Raw genomic sequence first — 20,096 nt, 5'->3', positions numbered from 1 at the left:
CCCTGTGCATTCAGCCCGGATCAGCGGGCCGGTCATTCAGCCCAGTGAACCACCGCTTCGTCGAGTATGGCATTCACCGGCGCCTCCTGCGGCGGCAGGCCACGGGCCTTTTTCAAAACCGCGCGCTTTTCGGCTCCGAGAATGACAACGTGCTTCTTCATAGCGCCATCCAGCACCGGCGCGGTCAGCGTGATGCGCGGCTCGGGCGCGCCGGAGGCGCGCATGGGCAACAGGATCGGCGCGTCGGACGCAAGCGCTTCGGCCAGCTTGTCGGCGCCTGGAAAGAGCGATGCGGTGTGCATGTCCGCCCCCATCCCCAACAAGACCACCGCCAGCGGCAGCGACGGCGCAATCGCCTCGGCAAGCCCGGCCAGCTTGTCCTCAGGGGTGTCGGCGGCGGCATAAAGCGGCAGGTAGCGCGCCGCAGCCGCCCGGTCTGTCAGCAGACGTTCGCGCACCAGCCGGGTGTTGGACCGTGCCGAGCTTTCGGGCACCCAGCGTTCATCGGTCAGCAGCACATCGACCCGGCTCCAGTCCAGATCGGCCGCGCACAGCGCGTCGAACACCGGCCCCGGAGACGTCCCCCCCGGCACCGCCAGCGCCACCCGCTCGCGGTGTCCCAGCGCCGAGCGCAGTTCTCCGGCGATCTGGTTCGCCAGATCCATCGCCAGCAATTCCCGGTCGGGATAGTCGCGCAATTCGTAGTTCGTCACTTGAGTACCCTCCAGCGGCGACCGTCGCGATTGATCAGAAAGGCCGCGTCGTCCGGCCCCACGCTGCCCGCGTCGTAGGGTTTGGGGCTGTCGCCGCGCCTCTCCCACCCTTCGATCAGCGGATCGGTCCAGGCCCACGCGGCCTCGACCTCGTCGCCGCGCATGAACAGCGTCTGGTTGCCCCGGATCACATCCATGATCAGCCGTTCATAGGCGTCGGTGACCTCTTCGGCCTCGGGGCCAAGAGCGTCGGCGAACGACATGTCCAGCGGCACGTCCAGCAGGCGCATTCCCCCCGGCCCCGGTTCCTTGATGGTGACGCCCAGCGTCATGCCCTCATCCGGTTGCAGGCGGATCGACAGCACGTTGCGGTGCCGCCCCGAATCGATACCAAAGATCGAATGCGGCGTTTCCTTGAACACCACCGCGATTTCCGAGGCGCGCGCGTTCAGCCGCTTGCCGGTGCGCAGATAGAACGGCGTGTTCGCCCACCGCCAGTTCGAGATATACGACTTGAGCGCGATATAGCTTTCGGTCTTGGACACCGGGTTTTCCGCATCCTCGCGATACGACGACATCTTGCCATCCGAGGTATACTGCCCGCGCACGATCTGGTCCGGGTCGACCGGGTCCAGCGCGCGGATCACCTTGAGCTTTTCGTCGCGCACCGCATCCGCGTCGAATTTCGCCGGCGGCTCCATCGCGATCAGGCACAAGAGCTGCATCAGGTGGTTCTGCACCATGTCCCGCATCGCGCCGGAATTGTCGTAATACGATCCACGCCCGCCCACGCCGACGGTTTCGGCGACGGTGATCTGGATGTGATCGACATATTGCGCGTTCCACAGCGGCTCGAACAGCATGTTGCCGAACCGCACCGCCATCAGGTTCTGCACCGTCTCTTTGCCAAGATAGTGGTCGATGCGATAGATCTGGTCTTCGTGGAAATGCTGCGCCAGCTCCTCGTTCAGCGCGCGCGCCGTTTCCAGATCGTGGCCGAACGGCTTTTCGACGACGATCCGCGTTTCGCGATGCGCCAGCCCGTGGTTGCGCAGCCCTTCGGCCAGGGGGCCGAAAAGGCTGGGCCCGACCGAAAAATAAAACGCCCGCACATAGCCTTCGTCGTCATCCCGCATCAGCTCCTTGAGCTGCGTCCAGCCGTTCGAACCAGTCGCATCCACCGCGACATAATACAGATGATCCAGAAAATCCTGAACCGCGTCCGGGTCGCCCGCCTTGCTGGCGGCAAATTCATGCAGCGCCTCACGGATCGACTCGCGAAAGCCCGCGTCGTCCAGTTCGGACCGGGCGGCACCGATGATGCGGCTTTCGGGTGGAATCTGTCCGGCGCAGAAGCGGCGGAACAACCCCGGAAGGATCTTGCGCCGGGCAAGATCGCCGGTGCCGCCGAAAATGACCAGATCGAACGGGGCGACAGGGATGACGCGTGAAACCATGTCGGGCGTACTCCGATTCTATGCGTTCTGTGCGTTGGCCGAACACCGGCCGGCGATCGGTCTGCCTTCGGGCGTGTTAGCGATAACGTAGACCTATCTCAAGGGCAAGACTCGGCGCGACAGTAACACCATGCGGCGATGCGGCAATGACCCGTCGCGAAAAACCGCTTTGCCAAGGCACATGGCAAGCCTGATCGCAGCGCTTGACGCTTGAACGCAATGGCGCAGCATGGCACCCCTTGGCGGCAATATCGAAAGGGCGGGCATGGCCGAGCGCATCATCATCGACACCGACCCCGGCCAGGACGACGCCGTCGCCATCCTGCTTGCCCTGGCGTCCCCCGATGACATCGACGTGCTCGGGATCACCGCGGTGGCCGGCAACGTCCCTCTGGAACTGACCGCCCTGAACGCGCGCAAGATCTGCGAACTGGCGGGGCGGCCCGATGTCAGGGTCTTTGCCGGCTGCGACCGCCCGCTGCGCCAGCCTTTGGTGACCGCCGAACATGTGCATGGCAAGACCGGCCTTGACGGGCCGACCCTGCCCGACCCCACAATGCCCCTGCAAGCCGGCCATGGCGTCGATTTCATCATCGACACCCTGCGAACAGAGCCCGCAGGAACCGTGACGTTGTGCCCGCTGGGACCGCTGACCAACATCGCCACTGCCTTTGAACGCGCGCCCGACATCGCCGCGCGGGTGAAGCGGATCGTGCTGATGGGCGGCGCCTATTTCGAGGTCGGCAACATCACCCCCGCCGCCGAATTCAACATCTACGTCGATCCAGAGGCGGCCAGAATCGTGTTCGCGTCCCGAGCACCGCTGGTGGTGATGCCGCTGGATGTCACCCACAAGGCGCTGGTGACAAGGCCGCGCAACGCCGCCTTCCGCGCGCTTGGCACGCCCGCGGGCATCGCCGTGGCGCAGATGACCGATTTCTTCGAACGCTTCGATCGCGAGAAATACGGCTCGGACGGTGCACCGCTGCACGACCCCTGCGTCATCGCCTGGCTGCTGAACCCCGCCCTGTTCTCCGGGCGCGAGATCAACGTGGAAATCGAAACCGCATCGCCGCTGACGCGTGGCATGACGGTGGCGGACTGGTGGGGCGTCACCGACAGACCCAGAAACGCGCTGTTCATCGGCGACCTCGACGCGGACGGGTTTTTCACGCTGCTGGCCGAAAGGCTGGCCCGCCTGTGAAATCGCTTCACCTCGCCGACCCGTCGGACCTGTCCAAGCTGACCGCCATGGTCCTCGCCTTCCACAGCGAAATCGGCCACGGCAGCGATGCCGTTCATGTGGAACAGGCGCTCGCCCCTATTCTCGACGGTATGCCGCATGGCGCATTGTGGCTGGTCGGCCCACGCAAGGCGCCTGTGGGTTACGTCATGGTCAGCTTCGGGTGGAGCCTGGAATACGGCGGCCTCGACGCCGTGGTCGATGAAATCTACATCCGCCCCGCAGTCCGCCGCCGCGGCATGGGCGGGGACGCGCTGCATCAGCTCAGCGTCGGGCTGCGCGACGCAGGCGTGCGCGCCCTGCACCTCGAAGTCGACCGCAGCGACGAGCGGGCCCAGCAATTTTACCGCCGCAACCGTTTCAAGATGCGCGAAGGCTACGCCCTCATGAGCCGCGAACTCTGACGCCCGCCCCCCTTCATCTTGCCCTTAAACTCCCCGGGGAGCCCGAGGGGGCAGGCAGCCCCCTCGGTCCCGTCCGCGCCACCCGCGCGCCGACGGGTCTTTCAATACCGGCAAAACCCCCTAGATTGCCCTCATGACCCTGCACATCCCCTTCGACAACAGCTACGCCCGCCTGCCCGCGAGCTTTCACACCCGGCTGAAACCGCAAAGCGTAAGCGCGCCGACTTTGGTCGCCTACAACGCCGGCCTTGGCGCCGAGCTGGGCATCACCGGCACCGACGATCCGCGCCTTGCGGCGATCTTTGCCGGCAATGTGATGCCCGACGGCGCCGACCCGCTGTCGCAGATCTACGCCGGCCACCAGTTCGGAGGCTTCGCCCCCCAGCTTGGCGACGGGCGCGCGCATCTGCTGGGCGAGGTCATCGACACCCAGGGCACCAGGCGCGACATCCAGCTCAAGGGATCGGGCCGCACGCCCTATTCGCGCCGCGGCGACGGGCGCGCCTGGCTGGGGCCGGTGCTGCGCGAATATGTGATTTCCGAAGCGATGCACGCGCTTGGCGTGCCCACCACCCGCGCGCTGGCCGCCGTACGCACCGGCGACATGATCCTGCGCGAAACCGGCCCCGTGCCCGGCGCCATCCTGACCCGCGTCGCCGCCAGCCATATCCGCGTCGGCCATTTCGAATTTTTCGCCTCGCGGGACATGATCCCCGAGCTGCGGCAGTTGTTCGACCACACCGTGTCCCGCCACTACCCCGACGCCAGCGATCCGCAGGCTCTGCTGCAACAGGTCTGCGACCGTCAGGCGGCGCTGGTCGCCCACTGGATGAGCCTTGGTTTCATTCACGGCGTGATGAACACCGACAACTGCACCCTGTCCGGCGAGACCATCGACTACGGCCCCTGCGCCTTTATGGATGCCTACGCCCCCCAGCAGGTGTTCAGCTCGATCGACCGCAACGGGCGCTATGCCTACGCCGCGCAGGCGGAAATCATCGTGTGGAACATGGCCCAGCTTGCCAGCGCGCTGATCCCGTTGATGCCGGATCAGGATGCGGCCGTGCAAAGCTTTACCAGGATCGTGCATGGCATGGCCGACACGCTCAGCCGGCACTGGATGTCGCGCTTTGCGGCAAAGCTGGGCATCGCCGCCCCCCGCAAGGAAGACGCTCCGCTGATCGGCGCCTTTCTCAAGCTGATGCAATCCGGGCAGGCGGATTTCACCAACGCCTTCCGTGCGCTTCTGACAGACGGCGCGCGCGACCAGTTCAGCGATCCCGCAGCGTTCGACGCCTGGGAAACCGGCTGGCGGCAGCGGCTGGAGAGCGAACCCGACCCCGAAGGCCTGATGCGTCGCAGCAACCCCGCCGTGATCCCGCGCAACCACCGCATCGAACAGATGATCGTGGCCGCCACGCACGGCGACGACCGCGCCTTTCATCACCTGAACACGGTGCTCGCCCGCCCCTATGACGATCATCCCGACGCCGAGGCACTGACCCAACCGCCCTTGCCGGAGGAAATCGTTCCCGCGACCTATTGCGGCACATGACACGGCCGCCTAACCGCGGTTGATAAGCCCGATCCCCGCCGCCACGAGGACCAGCGCGCCGACGAACGACAACCCTACCGGCTCGTCAAGAAACGCCCAGCCCATCGCCACCGCAAGAACCGGCGACAAAAAGCTGAACGATGCCACGTCCGACGCGCGGTACCGTTTCAGCAACATCAGCCAAAGCGTAAAGCCAAGACCCACCACGACAATCCCCTGAAACGCCAACCCGGCCCAGTGCATCGCGGACGGCGCCCGCAGCACCGGGCCGAGCAACGGCCCCACAAGCGGCAGCACCAGCGCCGAGACCACCAGCTGCCACAGCAACTGCGCCTCGGCAGACAGATCCGATGCGCGGGTCAGGCGCAGGCTCAATGCGATCCCGGCCCATGACAGCGAGGCGCCAAGCGCCAGCGCATCGCCCCGCCAGTCGCCCGCGTTCCTGCTGTGCGGGTCGGCCAGGGCCCAGATCACCCCCGCCAGCGCCAGTCCCAGCCCGCAGGCCCGCGCCCGCGTCAGGCGCTCCTGTGGCAACCACAGATGCGCCCCGAGCGCCAGCCACACCGGCATCGTGTAGAACACCACCGACGCGCGCGAGACGCTCGTCAGATCCAGCGAGACGAACAGCAACACGAATTCCATCGCGAACAGCCCGCCCAGCAACAACCCCGGCCCCACGCTTTGCGCCGCGCCGTGCAGAGCCTTGCGGCGGAACAGTACGACCCAGCCCAGCACGACGATCATCGCCAGCACCGAGCGCAAGCCGGCGGCGAAAACCGGCGAGATGCCGTCGTTGGTGACCTTGACGACCACCTGATTGAAAGCCTGCAGCAGCGCAAAGGCAATCAGCCCCCCCGCACCCGCCATATCCATTTGCCTACGAACGACCATGCGCGCCGGTTGACCACGGTGTGACCGGTGCGTCAAGGCTTGGCGCTTCCAAGGCGGGGCAAGCTCTGCCATGCTGGGCGCGACAACAACGCCGGAGGACCCCATGAGCCTGATGAAAACCATGACCAAACTCGCGCTCGGCTATGCCGCGGCGCGCGGTATGGACAAGCTGTCAAAGGGACAGGGCCTTGCGGGTCTGCTTGGCGGGGGGGCGCAGCTTCGCGCGTCCGAGCCCGGTGCCGCCCAGCAGGCGCAGGCTGCCAGCGCCATGAGCGGCGCACTGCCCGGTTCCCCCCCCGGCGCCAACCCGTTGCAGGACATGATGGCCAAAATGCAGCAAGGCGGCCTTGGGGCGCTCTTTGGGCAGGGCGGCGATCAGGGCGCCGGCCAGGGTGGCCTTCAGGGCGGCATCGCCGGGCTGGTGGCTCTGGCTGGGGGCGCCGCAACCATGGGGGGCAACGGCATCGGTGCGATGATCGACCAGACCAATGACGCCGCAACCACCCCGGAAACCGAAAACACCGCCCGGCTGATGCTGCGCGCGATGATCCAGGCCGCCAAGGCCGACGGTCATATCGACGACGCCGAAAAGACCCGGATCGTCGACACCGTCGGCGAAAACGCCACCGCCGAAGACCGCGCCGCCGTTCAGGAATTGCTAGCCGCCCCCCTCGATCCCGAGGCCCTGGCGCGCGACACGCCCGAGCCGCAGCGCCCGCAGGTCTATGGCGCGGCCCTGCTCACGATCACCGTCGATACCGGGGAAGAGGCCGAGTTTCTCGACCGGCTCGGCAAGGCGATGGCCCTGCCCGAAACCATGGTGAACCAGATCCACATGCAGATGGGCTTGCAGCCGCTCTATCGCTAGGTCAGGCTGCGGCGACCCGCCCGCCGCCATTGGATGCCCCATGCAAGACACCTCGCCCAAGGGCATCCTTCTGGCCGCATCGGGCACTCTGGTGCTGACACCGGATGCGCTGCTGATGCGGCTGTCCGGGATGGACGGGCTTCAGATGCTCGGATGGCGCGGGCTGTGCACCGGGCTGGTCTTCTGGGCCGCCTGGTTGCTGGCCACCCGCGACCGCGCGACCCTGCGCAGCCTTGTCAGCCCGGCCGGAGCGACGCTCGTGCTGGCCCATTTCTGCAATGCCCTGCTGTTTCCGCTGGGAATAGCGCATGCGCCGGTGGCCGTGGTGCTGCTTGCGGTCGCCTGCACGCCCGTTTGCGCCGCCCTGCTGTCCCGCGTGCTGCTGGGCGAGCCGACAAGCCGCGCGACCTGGATCACCATCGCGGCGGTGGTGACGGGGATCGCCCTCGCCGTCTCGGGCAGCCATGACGACGCGATAAACGGCTCGGCCCTGATCGGCGCCGCCTGTGGCCTGGGCGTCGCCATGTGCCTTGCGACCACCTTTGTCACCCTGCGTCACCGCCCGAGCCTGCCGCTGCTTCCCGGCCTTGGCAGCGGCGCGCTGCTGGCGGGGCTGGTCGGCCTGCTTATCACCACACCCGCCGCGATGACGCAGGGCAATGTGCCGGCGATCCTCGCCACCGGGGTGCTGATCCTGCCCGCGTCCTTTTTTGCCCTCTCGACCGCCTCGCGACTGACCCATGCCGCAAATGTCAGCCTTGTCATGTTGCTGGAAACCGTTCTGGGCCCGCTCTGGGTCTGGATCATCCTGGACGAGACGCCCTCCAGCCGGATGCTGGCGGGCGGCGCTATCGTTGTCGTCAGCCTTGCCGCCTACATCGCGGCACCGCTGGTTTCTTCCGGTCGGACCCATTCCAGAAACAGCGGAAGGCGAAGGGCCGCGCGCCCCTAGGCCCGGAACCTGCGCGAAACGCGCTCAGTCCAGCGCAATGTTCACCCGCCGGTTCTGCTTGCCCTTGTTCTCGATCTTGCCGATGCGAATCCGCCCGATCTCGCCGGTGCGCGCCACATGTGTGCCCCCGCAGGGTTGGAGGTCGACCTGATCGCGCCCCGCCCCGATCCGCACAAGGCGCACCCGGCCCTGCCCGCGCGGCGGCTGCACGGTCATCGTCTTTACCAGCCCCGGATTGGCGTCCAGCACCGCCTCGTCGACCCAGTCGCTGCTGACCACCAGATCCCGGTCCACCATGTCGTTCAGCGCCCGTTCCAGCGCGGCCTTGTCGCCCGGAGGCTCGGGCATCGCGAAATCAAGCCGCCCCGTGCCAGCCGATATCGACCCCCCGGTTACCGGCAGCGGAATCACCACCGACAGCAGGTGCAGCGCCGTGTGCACGCGCATGTGCCGGTGCCGCCTGTCCCAGTCGAGCTGCTGTTCGACCCGCAGCCCGACCGGCGGCAGCGCCACGGGTTCGGCAGGCACCAGCGCAATCGCGCCATCCTCGGTCTTGACCGCCGTGGCGATGACCACCGCCCCGCCCGGCCAGACAAGCCGCCCGCTGTCACCCGGCTGACCGCCGCCCTTGGCGTAGAAAATCGTCCGGTCCAGAACGATCCCGCCTTCGGGCGTGTGCGCCACGACCTCGGCGGGCGCATCGCGCAGGTAGGGATCGTCGTTGTACTGAAGTTCTGTCATCGTCCGCCATCTCCATCGGCTACAGCCCCGTCGGTTGCGCCCGCATCGTCGCCATCGCGGCCCGCCGGCATATCCCCGTCGCACGTCACCTGGTCTGGCGCGGGCGTTTGCACTGATGCATCCTTTGGCGCGGGTGCCCTGTCCGGGTACAGGGCTTCGGGGTTGCGCAACCAGACATCCCTTTGCGCAAACGGGATTTCAATGTTTTCCTCGGCGAAACGTCGCGCGATTTCATGGTGAAAATCCGACGTTACCACGATTTTCTGCCCGACATCCCGGATCACCGCCCGAATCACGAAATTCAGCGAATCCGCGCCGAACTCTTCGAACGTGATCATCGGTTCGGGGTTCAGCAACACCATGTCGTGGCGACGTACGATACTGCGCAGCACATCTTCGACCTTGCGGGTGTCGGTGCCATAGGCGACCCCGACATTCACCACCACGCGACCGATCACGTTGCCCCGTGTGTAGTTGGTCACGCGGCCCGATACGAAATCGGAATTGGGTACGATCAGGTCCGTGCGGTCAAAGGTCTCGATCCGGGTCGAGCGCACCGAGATCGACTTGACGATGCCCTGCGTGCCGCCGGTCTCGATCCAGTCGCCTTCGGAAATCGGTCGTTCGATCAACAGGATGATGCCGGAGACGAAGTTCGACACGATGTTTTGCAGACCAAAGCCGATGCCGACCGACAACGCCCCTGCCACGATGGCCAGCGACGACAGGTCGAGCCCCGCCGACGTGATCGCAACCAGCCCCGCAAGGAAGATCCCGACATACCCCAGCCCCGAGACGATGGCGGTCTGCCCGCCCGGTTCGATCCGTGTCTTGGGCAGGATCGAACTGCGCAGCCCCCCCTGCACCAGCCGTGTGAGGGCATAGCCGATGGCAAAGACCACCACGAAGGTCAGGAAATCCGCCGGCGAGATGCGCGTCTCGCCAAACACGAAGCCTTCCTTGAACCGCGCCCACAGTTCGGTCATGTCCGCGACCCGTGCGCCCCAGACCAGTGCCAGAAACGGCAGCGCCGCGATCAGCAGCACCAGCCCCGCCAGCACCGGAAGCAGGCTGTCGGCACCCTGCGCGCTTTTGCCGGTCGAGAATTCGTACAGGTCGTTGATGAACCGCTGAAGCACCAGCACCATGGCCAGGATCGCCAGCGTGCGCACGGCGGGATAGACCATCGCCTCGCCCACGCCGTAATAGCCGATGCTCGACATCACCGGACCGATCACCGCCATGGCGATGGCGCCGCGCCCCAGGATACGCGCCAGCGACAGTCGGAAATGCGATCCCTCAAGCAAGGTGCCTTCGGTGACGCGCGCCGGCGTCAGCGTTGTCAAGATATGCCCCAGCCGTGACAGCATCAGCGCGCACAGCAGTAGGATCGGGAAATCGAGGACCACCTGCGTCGTTGGAGCGAGCGAAAAGATGTCATCCAGCGTTTCGTTGGCCGAGCGCAGCACCAGCAGGATCGACAACAGCGTGGCGTAATAGCGCGCCTCGCGCCGCTGCGCCTGGCGCAGGGGCAGGGTTGCGATGTCTTCGGAACGATTGAAGCTTTGATCCGCAAGCCAGCGCGCCACAAGCAGGGTCAGCCCCCAGATTGGCACAAGCCGAAGAATGCGCTGCCCGGAAAGCCCCGCAAACCCGGTCGCCTGTAGCGCGGCGGTCAGCGCCATCAACCCCAGGCCGGGCAGCACGATCCCCGCGAGCGACGCAAGAAAGCCCCAGATCCCGGTGCCGCGCCGCGTGCGTCTGCGCAGCAGGTCGACAAGCCGGCGCACCCAGACCGGCCCACGGACCACCAGCAGCGCCGCCAGCGTCAGCAGCATCGCGATGATCGGCAGATTGGACCGTGCCCGGCGCTGCTTGACCTCGGATGCGATGTTGAACCGCGTTTCAGCCATGATCGACCCCAACGCCGCGCTCAATTCGCGAAACGCCCCCGGCCAGAGCGACGGGTTGATCGGAGACGGCCCCAGTTCGAGCAGGGCTTCGGTCTGGCGCTCGCGCACGATCTGGTCGATCTCGCGGATCAGACCGTCAGCCTGGGTATAGGATTCCTGGGCGCGGCGCACCGGCGCCTCGATCCGTTCAAGTTCGGCGGTCAGTTCGGATCGCCGCGTGGCGATGTCCTGCGCTTCGGACTCGCCCTCGGCCGGGGGGGGGCCAAGCGCTGAAATCTGCGATTGCAGCGTCTGGATGCGCGCCGCGTTGGTGCTTTCGGCCTGAAGAAACGTGTCGCGCCAGCCCGCGATGTCGGCGCGCAGCGTCTCCAGCGCCTCGGAAGACGCCTGCGCCCGGTCCAGAACCTGTTCGGCCCGCGACGCAAGCCCGGTCCAACTGTCGTAATCCAGGCTGCCGGTCTGGGCGCGCAGCGCCACCGCGCCAAAAGCCAGACACAGCGCCAGGGCAAGGGTCGCAAACCAGCGAGACATCGCGGGGATCAGTCTTCGAAGACGCCCGGAATCGAAGCGGGCGCCCTATCCAGCCAGAGCGGCACCGGCAGCCCCTTGCCCTTGAGAAAGTCGGGGTTGAACAGCTTTGACTGATAGCGGTTGCCGAAGTCACACAGGACGGTGACGATGGTGTGCCCCGGTCCCATCTCTCGCGCCATGCGTATCGCGCCCGCGACATTCACGCCGGTCGAGCCCCCCATGCACAGGCCTTCGTCCGCCAGCAGGTCGTAGACGACGGGCAGCGCCTCGGCGTCGGGGATGCGATAGTTGAAATCGGGGGTGAAGCCTTCGAGGTTGGCGGTGATGCGCCCCTGTCCGATACCTTCTGTGATGGAATCGCCGGGGTTTTCCTGTCCGGTATAAATCTTGTAAAGCCCCGCGCCTTCTGGATCGGCCAGCCCGATCTTGACGCCCTTGGGGCCTAGCGCCATGCTGACGCCCGCAAGCGTGCCGCCCGAGCCGACGGCGCAGATGAACCCGTCGACCTGGCCATCGGTCTGGTCCCAGATCTCGGGGCCGGTGGTTTCGACATGCGCCTGACGGTTGGCGATATTGTCGAACTGGTTGGCCCAGATCGCCCCGTGCGGCGCGGTCCTGGCCAGCTGTTCGGCCAGCCGGCCGGAATAGCGCACATAGTTGTTGGGGTTGGCGTAGGGGGCGGCGGGCACCTGCACCAGTTCGGCCCCCGCAAGACGCAGCATGTCCTTTTTTTCCTGGCTCTGCGTTTCGGGAATCACGATGACCGTCTTGAACCCCATCGACGCGCCGACCAGCGCAAGGCCGATCCCGGTGTTCCCGGCGGTGCCCTCAACGATCGTGCCGCCCGGTTCCAGCAGTCCCTTTTTCACCGCGTCGCGGATAATGAAAAGCGCGGCGCGGTCCTTGACCGACTGGCCGGGATTGGCGAACTCGGCCTTGCCGAGGATGGTGCAGCCGGTCAGCTCGCTGGCATGGCGAAGCTTGATAAGCGGCGTGTTCCCGATGGCCTGCGCCAGATCCTGTGCAACCCGCATGGGTGTCTCCCCTTTCCTACGGTCCGGGTGACAGGTTTAGGCGTGCGCGCGGGCAAACTCAAGCGCAGCTTGCGGGCCCCTCACGGGGGCGCGTGCGCCGGTCACGATTCCGCGCGGAGTCGGTCGCGATGGCGTGCCAGCCACAACAGCATCGCCGCCAGCGGCGCCACATTGATTTCGCCGCTATCGACCAGCGTCATGGCGTGATCGAAGCTGATGACGTGATTGCGAATGTCCTCGTTTTCCTCTTCCAGCCCGGCAAGGCCGTTGTCGGCCTCGCTAAGGCTGCACAGCCCCAGAAAGCAGTGGTAAAATTCGGTGGTATAGCCGGGCGAGGCATAGGCGCGCAGCATGGGATGCAGCGCGCGCAGGGTCAGGCCCGCCTCTTCCCGGGCTTCGCGCAGCGCGCAGGCCTCGGGGGTTTCGCCCGCATCCACCAGCCCGGCGGGCGGCTCCAGCACCGACGGGAACGGATCGCCCCGCATATAGGTGCCGTAACGCAACTGTTCGACCAGCAAAACCCGGTCGGTTTCGGGATCATAGGGCAGCACGAGCGCCGCATCGTAGGTGACGAAGCTTTCGCGGCCGAACGTATCCGACATGGTTCCGTCAAAGCGCCGGTGGCGCAGATCAAAGGCACGCAACCGAAAGAAGCCTTCGAAGCCGGGCCGGTCGCGCACCAGTTCGACCGTGTCGCGCCCGCGATCCGACCGCAACGTGTGCGGAGCCCCCCGCCGCGCCAGTTCCTGCGCCCAGGCCCGCGCCGCCAGGAACGGACGCAGCGCCGCGGTTTCGGCCATATCCGCCACTCCGAAGCGCGCCATGATCTCATGCGCGGTGCCACAGGCAAGCGGCCCCCACCGCGCCACCCAGGGCGCCAGGACAAAAGCCGGCGCGTCGGCCCGCGGCGCGACGCTTTTCAAAGCGACAAGGACCTTGTGCGGCGTTCCATCCAGCCCCCGGACCTGCATCTGCCTGATGCCGTCTGAATAGCCGCCCAGATAGTATTCGAGGCGGGCAAAATCCTGCGGCGTCGCATCGGTGACAATCAGCCCGTCGGCCCTGGCGCCGGGCGATGCGCAAAGGGCTGTCTGCGGCGGGCGGCCCTGCCCGTCGAGGCAGGCGGCATGATCGGCAAGAAACGCTGGCACGACCCGCGCGCTGCGCCCCAGTACGATGTCCAGCAACGGAGGGTGACAAAGCGTGCCGAATACAAAAACCTCTGGCAAGGATACTCCTTCGGCGCCTCGCGGGTGCCTGATTTCTGGTCTGGTTTCTGGTCTGGTTTCTGGCCTGATTTCTGGAACGGCATCGGCGCCTGCATCGGGGCCGAATTCAGCGCCAGTGCCGCGATGCAAGCTCGGGCAGAAGGCCGGTCACCAGCGCCCCGATCACCATCAGCATCATGAATCCGGTATCCAGCAGCAGGGTCCCGTATTCGACCGCGATCTCGAAGATCGCGGCAAAGGCTTCAAGCGCACCGTCGTAGCGGTGCCGCATCGCAAGATCGACCATTTCATTCGTCGCGTGCAGAAACAGGGCCCACAGGATGGCCACCACAACCCCGGTGACCCCGTGCGAGATCGCCGCCGCGCTGCCCCGCCCCGCGCGCGGACCGACGATGATCCAGCCGCATAGGAACCCGATCACCACGCTGGTGTAGGCAAACATCCCGAAATGGTCGCGTTCCGGCATCAGGCGCATCACATAGTCCGCCCCCAACCATGCCAGTATCGCAAGACACAGGGCAGCAATCAGCCGTGCGGCGGTGAACATATCGAAAGGCCCTTCGAAAATCCGGTTCGCGAATCGTAGACCGCGTCAAAGCCTTGCCGCAAGCCATTGCGCCCCATGGCGGAAGGTCTGCCCTGGCCTTGTGTCCTGCAAGAAACAGAGCCCGCGTCAGAAATCGCGGTTCTGGTAGGCGTCAAGGGCCGCCTTGCGCCCCGCCTCGGCGGTGACCACGGGATCGGGATAGGCGTCTTGCGGCGTCATCGCCCAGCGTTTCGGGATCGCCTGAAAATAGCCAAGCGCGGTGCCCGGAGGGTCGGTTTGCCCTTCGGCGATCCAGCGGGTGACATAGGCGCCGTCGGGGTCGAATTTCTCGCGCTGGGTGATCGGGTTGAAGACACGGAAATAGGGGCTGGCATCCGGCCCGCTGCCGGCGCTCCATTGCCAGCCAAGCGCGTTGCTGGCCGGGTCCCAGTCGGTCAGGCATTGCTCGAACCAGTCCATGCCAATTTTCCAGTGGCACATCAGGTGCTTGGTCAGGTAGCTTGCCACGATCATGCGGGCGCGGTTGTGCATGCGCCCGGTGACATACATCTCGCGCAGGGCCGCATCGACAAACGGAATGCCGGTGCGGCCGCGTTTCCAGGCAATGACTTCGGCCGTGCGTTCGTCTTCGTTCCACGGAAAGGTCTGCCAGCCCGCGCGCCAGCTGCGGTCGGCGATATGGGGTGTGTGCCACAGCAGGTGCCAGGCAAAGTCGCGCCAGACCAGTTCCTTGACCCAAGGTTCGGCACCGTCCTTGCCCGCCTGCATGGCGCGCCGGCCCGCGTGCCAGCATTGCGCCGGGCTGATTTCCCCCAGGCTGAGGTTTTCCGACAGCATCGAACAGCCGTCGGTGGCCACCATGTTCCGCCCGTCCCTGTAGTCGGCGATGGCATCGCGGGCGAAACTTGCAAGACGGTCCTGCGCGGCTTGTTCGCCGACCTGTTGATAGGGCGCGGCCACGGCGGCCCCGCGCCGCATTTGCGCGCCAAGCTGCCAGTCGTCAAGCCGTTCGGACGTGGGCCAGGTGTGCGGGGCGCTCAGCTCCGCGGGCGCGGACAGCGACCGGGCCACGCCGCGATGCTGGACCGCGCGCCAATAGGGGGAATAAACCTTGTAATACCCCCCCTGCCTGGTTTCCACCGTCCAGGGTTCGAACAGCAGATGCCCCGCAAAGCTCTGCGCCTCGACGCCGCGCGCCCTGAGCGCATCCTTGACGGCGGTGTCGCGTTCGACCGAGTCCGGATCGTAGGCGCGTTGCCAATAAACGGTATCGGCGCCGGTTTCATCGAGCAGCCGCTCCAGCACCTCGCGCGCCGGCCCCGCGCGCAGCACCAGCGCGCTGCCCATCGCGGCCAGCCTATCCGCGTAGACAGCAAGCCCCAACCCCAGCCGCCATTTCGGCGCTGCCCCCAGCGCATCGACCGTATGATCCCGGATGAACACCGGAATCACGGGCCGCCCCATCCCCGCGGCCTTGCTAAGCGCGGCGTGGTCGGTCAGCCTCAGATCGCGGCGGATCCAGACGAGGATGGGCTTGGTCTGAGGCATCGAACGCTCCCTGGTTGCGGTGCCAGATAGCCCGCCTCCGCCCCGGTCAAGCGCCGCAGGCCCCGACAACCCCGCGACAGCGGCGGCGGGCCGTCACAAAACCGCGTCAAGCGCGGCAAGCAGCTGGTCAACCTCGTCCGGCGACGTGTAATGCACGAAAGACAGGCGCAACACGCCCTTGACCGTATCGATGCCCATCGCCTGTAGCGGGCGCACCGCATAGAAATCGCCCCCCCCCGCCATGATGCCATGCTGCGCCAGGTCGCGCGCAACGCCTTCGGCCGGTCGTTGCAGCGCCACGGCAACGGTGGGCGCGCGCCGCGCGGCGTCAGTTGGCCCCAGCAGGCGCACCGAGTTCTTCGTGCCCAGATAGTCCAGCAGCGGTTGCATCAGCGCAACCTCATGCGCGTGCATCAACCCGGCGACCTCGCGGGGAGAGACACCCTGATGGGTCGCCAGCGCCTCGATGTAGTCGACCATGCCGGCACAGGCGGCGACCTGCGCGTGATCCGGCCCGGCGGGGGTGAATTTCTTGTAAAGCGTATCCCCGTTGAAGCTGTGCGCCTGATTGGGCAGCAGGTTGGCCAGTTCGCGGCGGATCGCCATGATGCCCTGATGCGGCCCATAGGTCTTGTAGGCCGAAAACAGATAGATGTCGCAGCCCAGCGCGTCGACATCGGGAAACCCGTGCGGCGCATAGCTGACGCCATCCACGCAGACCCAGGCCCCGGCGGCATGGGCCAGCGCGGTGATCTCGGCCACGGGGTTGATCTCGCCCACCACATTGGAACAATGCGGAAAGCAGACCAGCCGGACGGATTCATCCAGCAGCGGTTCCAGCTCGGCCGGGTCCAGATGGCCGGTTTCGGGATCGACCTTCCATTCGCGCACCTCGATGCCGTGATCGGCAAGGCGACGCCACGCGCCGGAGTTTGCCTCGTGGTCCTGATTGGTGACGATGATCGCCTCGCCCGGACGCATCGCCTCGCGTACGGCCTGCGACAGCACATAGATGTTCTGGCTGGTCGACGGGCCAAAGCTCAGCTCGTCGGGGGCGATGTTCAGCAGCCCCGCCAGCCGCGTGCGCGCCTCGTCCATCTCGGCCCCGCCCGCCTGCGCCGCGGGATAGGGCGCGTAGGGCTGCACCTTGCGCTGGTGATAAAACCGGAACAGCCGGTCGATCACCGGCTGGCAGGTATACGACCCCCCGGCATTCTCGAAAAACGCCTGACCTTGCAGCGAAGGTTCGGCAAAGGCGGGAAACTGCCCGCGCACATAGCTAAGATCCAGCATGACGCCTCCGGTCGTTTGTCGCGACGCAAAAGACCGGGGATCGGTCGAGCCGTCAAGCGCGACCCCGCGCAAACCTGCGCCGCCAAAAAAGCGCACGGGCCGCAAGGCCCGTGCGCGGTGTGCCCGCCCGAAAGCGCAGGCTTACAGGCGACGTTCCGCCATCAGGCCGCGCCAGATCGCAAAGCACATCACCAGCAGCACCAGCGTGAACGGCAACCCGGTCGAAATCACCATGGATTGCAGCGACGACAGGCCCCCCGCCGACAGCAGCAGCACGATGGCCACAGCGCCCTCGAAGACCGCCCAGAACACCCGCTGGGGCATCGGCGCGTCAACCTTGCCGCCCGCCGTGATGGTGTCGATCACCAGCGACCCCGAATCCGATGAGGTCACGAAGAACACGATCACCAGCACGATCCCGATCAGCGAGGTGATCGAGGCCAGCGGCATCACGTCCAGCATCTTGAACAGCTTCACCGCCAGATCCGCCTCTTGCGCGACGGTGTAGCCATCGTTGAGCACCTGCAGGATCGCGGCGCCGCCAAACACCGACATCCATAGCACGCAGACCATGCTGGGGATCAGCAGCACGCAAACCAGAAATTCGCGCACGGTGCGGCCCCGGCTGACGCGGGCGATGAACATGCCCACGAACGGCGACCAGCTGATCCACCACGCCCAGTAGAACGCGGTCCAGCCCTGCACGAAGTTGACGTCCTCGCGCCCCACCGGGTTCGACAGCGCCGGCAGATATTGCAGATACGCCCCGAGGTTGTCGACAAAGCCGGTCAGCAGCAGCAACGTCGGCCCGGTGAAGATCACAAAGAGCAGCAACAACAGCGCAAGGCCCATGTTGATTTCCGACAGCAGTTTGACGCCTCCCTCAAGCCCGCGAACCACCGACACCAGCGCGATGGCGGTGATGCACGAGATCAGGATGACCTCGACCGTCGAGTTGACCGGAACGCCGAACAGATCGTTCAGACCGGCATTGGCCTGCGTCGCCCCAAGCCCAAGCGATGTCGCAAGACCGAACAGCGTGGCAAAAACCGCCAGAACGTCGATGCAATGCCCCGGCCAGCCCCAGACACGTTCCCCCAGCAGCGGATAGAACGCCGAACGCAGCGTCAGCGGCAGGCCCTTGTTGTAGGAAAACAGCGCCAGCGCCAGCGCCACCACCGCATAGATCGCCCAAGGATGCAGGCCCCAGTGAAAGATCGTGGCGGCAAACGCCAGACGGGCCGCAGCCTGCGCATCTCCCTCGGCCCCGCCAAGCGGTGCCCAATCGGTGCGCAGCCCGTCGTCACCGACCGAAACGCCGCCGATCGACGACGAAAAATGGCTCATCGGTTCGGACACGCCGTAGAACATCAACCCGATGCCCATACCGGCCGCGAACAGCATCGCGAACCAGCCGATATAGCCGTAATCGGGGCGCGCGTCCTTGCCGCCCAGCCGGACGGACCCCGCCGGAGTCACGATCAGCAGCAGGCAGAAGATGACAAAGATGTTGGCGGCGCCGATGAAGAACCAGTCGAACCCCTTGGTCACACTGTCAAAAAGCCAGGTGAACACCGATCCGGCCTGTTCGGGCAACGCCAGCGTGTAAAACACGAAGAGAACGATGGCGATGCCCGAGATCGCAAAAACCGGGTTGTGGATATCCAGCCCGAAGGGCCCGATCTTCCTTTCAATATTGTCCTGACCGATTTCGTAATCGGTCTCAATAAGCCCCGACGCCCCTTCTGGCGCCGGAATGCCCTGATCGTCGCTTGACTCACTCATTCACGATTGTCCCTATCCATTTTGTCGTTCCAGTCCAGAGGTCCGGCCCGGCACGCGGCCCGCCCGGGTCCGCCGGGCCAGGCCTGGCCCCAAGCTTCGCCGGCCCGCGCGATGCGCCCAGGCACACCGGCCCCCAATTCGATTGTGCCGGGGCTGGCCCGGCGGCCCCGAACAGGCGCGCAAGGCGGCGCAACGGGCACGCGCCTCACGATCCTGCCCGGCGTTCAGCGGTGCCCGGCAGGCCACCAGGGGCTCCTCTACGCTAGCCTCTTCCGGGCTGAAAGCAAAAGATGCGGCGCCGAAACGTCCAACAGAGCACGATCAGGATAACAAAAGGGGCGCGGAGCCCCTGCCCCGCACCCCCCCCAAAAAAACCGCTCAATCCACCCAAGATCGTCAGCCGTTGACGTCAACCACGACCCGCCCCTTGACCTGCCCGCTGAGGATGTCGGCCCCAAGCGCGGGCAGATCCGCCAACGCAGCCGGGTGGATCATCGCCTCCAGCTTGTCCAGAGGCAGATCCCGCGCGATCCGCTGCCAGGCGCGCTGGCGGTTGTCAAAGGGCTGCATGACGCTGTCGATGCCCAGCAAGCTGACCCCGCGCAACAGGAACGGGATCACTGTCGCGGGCAGTTGCGCGCCCCCCGCCAGCCCCACGGCGGCAACCGCGCCGCCGTATTTCATCTGCCCCAGCACGCGGGCCAGCATCGCGCCGCCGACCGCATCGACGCAGCCCGCCCAGCTTTCGCTTTCAAGCGGGCGCTTGACGGTTTCCGCCAGTTCCGCGCGGGGCACGATGCGCGATGCGCCCAGATCTCGCAAATACGCCTCTTGCCGAGGGCGCCCGGTCACCGCCGCGACCTCGTACCCGCGCGCGGCAAGAAGCGCAGTCGCCACCGACCCCACGCCCCCCGCAGCGCCCGTCACCAGGACGGGCCCGCGCGCTGGCACGACGCCGTGATCCTCAAGCGCCATCAGCGCAAGCATCGCCGTGAAACCGGCGGTGCCCACCGCCATCGCCTGGCGCGGACTCAACCCGTCGGGCAGCGGCACCAGCCAGTCGGCGCTGACCCGCGCCTTTTGCGCATACCCGCCCCAATGCGCCTCTCCGACACGCCAGCCGGTCAGCACCACTTTGTCACCGGGGCGGTAACGCGGATCGTCCGAGGCCTCGACCGTCCCGGCGAAATCAATGCCCGGCACATGCGGGTAGCGACGCACCAGCCCGCCCCCCGGCCCCAGACACAGGCCGTCCTTGTAGTTCAGCGTCGAATACTCCACCGCGACCGTCACATCGCCTTCGGGCAGATCGTCCAGCCCGATCTGGCGCACCGCCGCCGAGATTTCTCCGCTGTCCGTCTTGTCGACGATCAGCGCGTTAAACTTGGTCAT

The 20,096-nt window shown here is 66.2% G+C and carries 17 protein-coding genes; 5 read left to right on the top strand and 12 right to left on the bottom strand.

Annotation, left to right across the window (positions count from 1 at the left end; all coding sequences use genetic code 11):
* Window positions 1–32 precede the first annotated feature (32 nt).
* Entirely contained in the window at window positions 33–713 is a 681-nt protein-coding gene (gene pgl, locus ATI53_RS05240; RefSeq protein WP_009503267.1) for a 6-phosphogluconolactonase, read from the bottom strand.
* Window positions 710–2,170, bottom strand: a complete 1,461-nt coding sequence (zwf, locus tag ATI53_RS05235) for a glucose-6-phosphate dehydrogenase (protein WP_009503266.1) — start codon at window positions 2,168–2,170, stop codon at window positions 710–712. The genes pgl and zwf overlap by 4 nt, the downstream gene beginning before the upstream one ends.
* 265 nt (window positions 2,171–2,435) lie before the next feature.
* On the opposite strand from zwf, the gene ATI53_RS05230 reads away from it, so the two are divergent.
* The 3 genes from ATI53_RS05230 (at window position 2,436) to ATI53_RS05220 (ending at window position 5,372) form a co-directional block, all read left to right on the top strand.
* Window positions 2,436–3,374, top strand: a complete 939-nt coding sequence (locus ATI53_RS05230; protein WP_111549901.1) for a nucleoside hydrolase — start codon at window positions 2,436–2,438, stop codon at window positions 3,372–3,374.
* Entirely contained in the window at window positions 3,371–3,817 is a 447-nt protein-coding gene (locus ATI53_RS05225; RefSeq protein WP_009503264.1) for a GNAT family N-acetyltransferase, read from the top strand. The genes ATI53_RS05230 and ATI53_RS05225 overlap by 4 nt, the downstream gene beginning before the upstream one ends.
* A gap of 133 nt (window positions 3,818–3,950) precedes the next feature.
* Window positions 3,951–5,372, top strand: coding sequence for a protein adenylyltransferase SelO (locus ATI53_RS05220; RefSeq protein ID WP_111549870.1), 1,422 nt, complete (start codon window positions 3,951–3,953; stop codon window positions 5,370–5,372).
* Between the two features lie 9 nt (window positions 5,373–5,381).
* Here the strand turns inward: ATI53_RS05220 and ATI53_RS05215 are convergent, their stop codons facing one another.
* Window positions 5,382–6,239: a DMT family transporter gene (locus tag ATI53_RS05215; protein WP_009503262.1), complete on the bottom strand. Its 858-nt coding sequence runs from the start codon at window positions 6,237–6,239 to the stop codon at window positions 5,382–5,384.
* A 127-nt stretch (window positions 6,240–6,366) separates the two neighbouring features.
* Here ATI53_RS05215 and ATI53_RS05210 point away from each other — a divergent pair, with 127 nt between their 5' ends.
* Both ATI53_RS05210 and ATI53_RS05205 read left to right on the top strand, forming a co-directional pair.
* Window positions 6,367–7,131, top strand: a complete 765-nt coding sequence (locus tag ATI53_RS05210) for a DUF533 domain-containing protein (protein ID WP_009503261.1) — start codon at window positions 6,367–6,369, stop codon at window positions 7,129–7,131.
* A 40-nt stretch (window positions 7,132–7,171) separates the two neighbouring features.
* Window positions 7,172–8,083, top strand: coding sequence for a DMT family transporter (locus ATI53_RS05205; protein WP_009503260.1), 912 nt, complete (start codon window positions 7,172–7,174; stop codon window positions 8,081–8,083).
* Between the two features lie 24 nt (window positions 8,084–8,107).
* Here ATI53_RS05205 and ATI53_RS05200 read toward each other — a convergent pair whose 3' ends face one another.
* The 9 genes from ATI53_RS05200 to acuI all read right to left on the bottom strand — a co-directional run bounded on the left by ATI53_RS05200 (window position 8,108) and on the right by acuI (window position 20,096).
* Entirely contained in the window at window positions 8,108–8,824 is a 717-nt protein-coding gene (locus ATI53_RS05200) for an alanyl-tRNA editing protein (RefSeq protein WP_009503259.1), read from the bottom strand.
* On the bottom strand, window positions 8,821–11,268 hold the full coding sequence (locus ATI53_RS05195) for a DUF3772 domain-containing protein (RefSeq protein WP_111549869.1): 2,448 nt from the start codon (window positions 11,266–11,268) through the stop codon (window positions 8,821–8,823). Before ATI53_RS05195 ends, ATI53_RS05200 begins: the two co-directional genes overlap by 4 nt.
* 8 nt (window positions 11,269–11,276) lie before the next feature.
* Window positions 11,277–12,302 carry a cysteine synthase A gene (locus ATI53_RS05190; protein ID WP_009503257.1) on the bottom strand — a complete coding sequence of 342 codons (1,026 nt, stop codon included), beginning with the start codon at window positions 12,300–12,302 and terminating at the stop codon, window positions 11,277–11,279.
* Between the two features lie 101 nt (window positions 12,303–12,403).
* Window positions 12,404–13,531, bottom strand: coding sequence for an NUDIX domain-containing protein (locus tag ATI53_RS05185; RefSeq protein ID WP_111549868.1), 1,128 nt, complete (start codon window positions 13,529–13,531; stop codon window positions 12,404–12,406).
* A gap of 106 nt (window positions 13,532–13,637) precedes the next feature.
* Window positions 13,638–14,078, bottom strand: a complete 441-nt coding sequence (locus tag ATI53_RS05180) for a TrgA family protein (protein ID WP_009503255.1) — start codon at window positions 14,076–14,078, stop codon at window positions 13,638–13,640.
* Between the two features lie 126 nt (window positions 14,079–14,204).
* On the bottom strand, window positions 14,205–15,626 hold the full coding sequence (locus ATI53_RS05175; RefSeq protein ID WP_111549867.1) for a cryptochrome/photolyase family protein: 1,422 nt from the start codon (window positions 15,624–15,626) through the stop codon (window positions 14,205–14,207).
* 93 nt (window positions 15,627–15,719) lie between these two features.
* Window positions 15,720–16,919, bottom strand: coding sequence for an aminotransferase class V-fold PLP-dependent enzyme (locus tag ATI53_RS05170; protein WP_034451745.1), 1,200 nt, complete (start codon window positions 16,917–16,919; stop codon window positions 15,720–15,722).
* 141 nt (window positions 16,920–17,060) lie between these two features.
* Window positions 17,061–18,704, bottom strand: a complete 1,644-nt coding sequence (locus ATI53_RS05165) for a BCCT family transporter (protein ID WP_009503252.1) — start codon at window positions 18,702–18,704, stop codon at window positions 17,061–17,063.
* A 396-nt stretch (window positions 18,705–19,100) separates the two neighbouring features.
* Window positions 19,101–20,096: an acryloyl-CoA reductase gene (gene acuI, locus ATI53_RS05160; RefSeq protein ID WP_111549866.1), complete on the bottom strand. Its 996-nt coding sequence runs from the start codon at window positions 20,094–20,096 to the stop codon at window positions 19,101–19,103.

This window comes from Salipiger aestuarii (assembly GCF_003259905.1).
In the GTDB taxonomy this organism is placed as follows: domain Bacteria; phylum Pseudomonadota; class Alphaproteobacteria; order Rhodobacterales; family Rhodobacteraceae; genus Salipiger; species Salipiger aestuarii.
The sequence above is the reverse complement of the archived record's forward strand: the minus strand, read 5'-3'. Positions and strand labels throughout refer to the sequence as shown.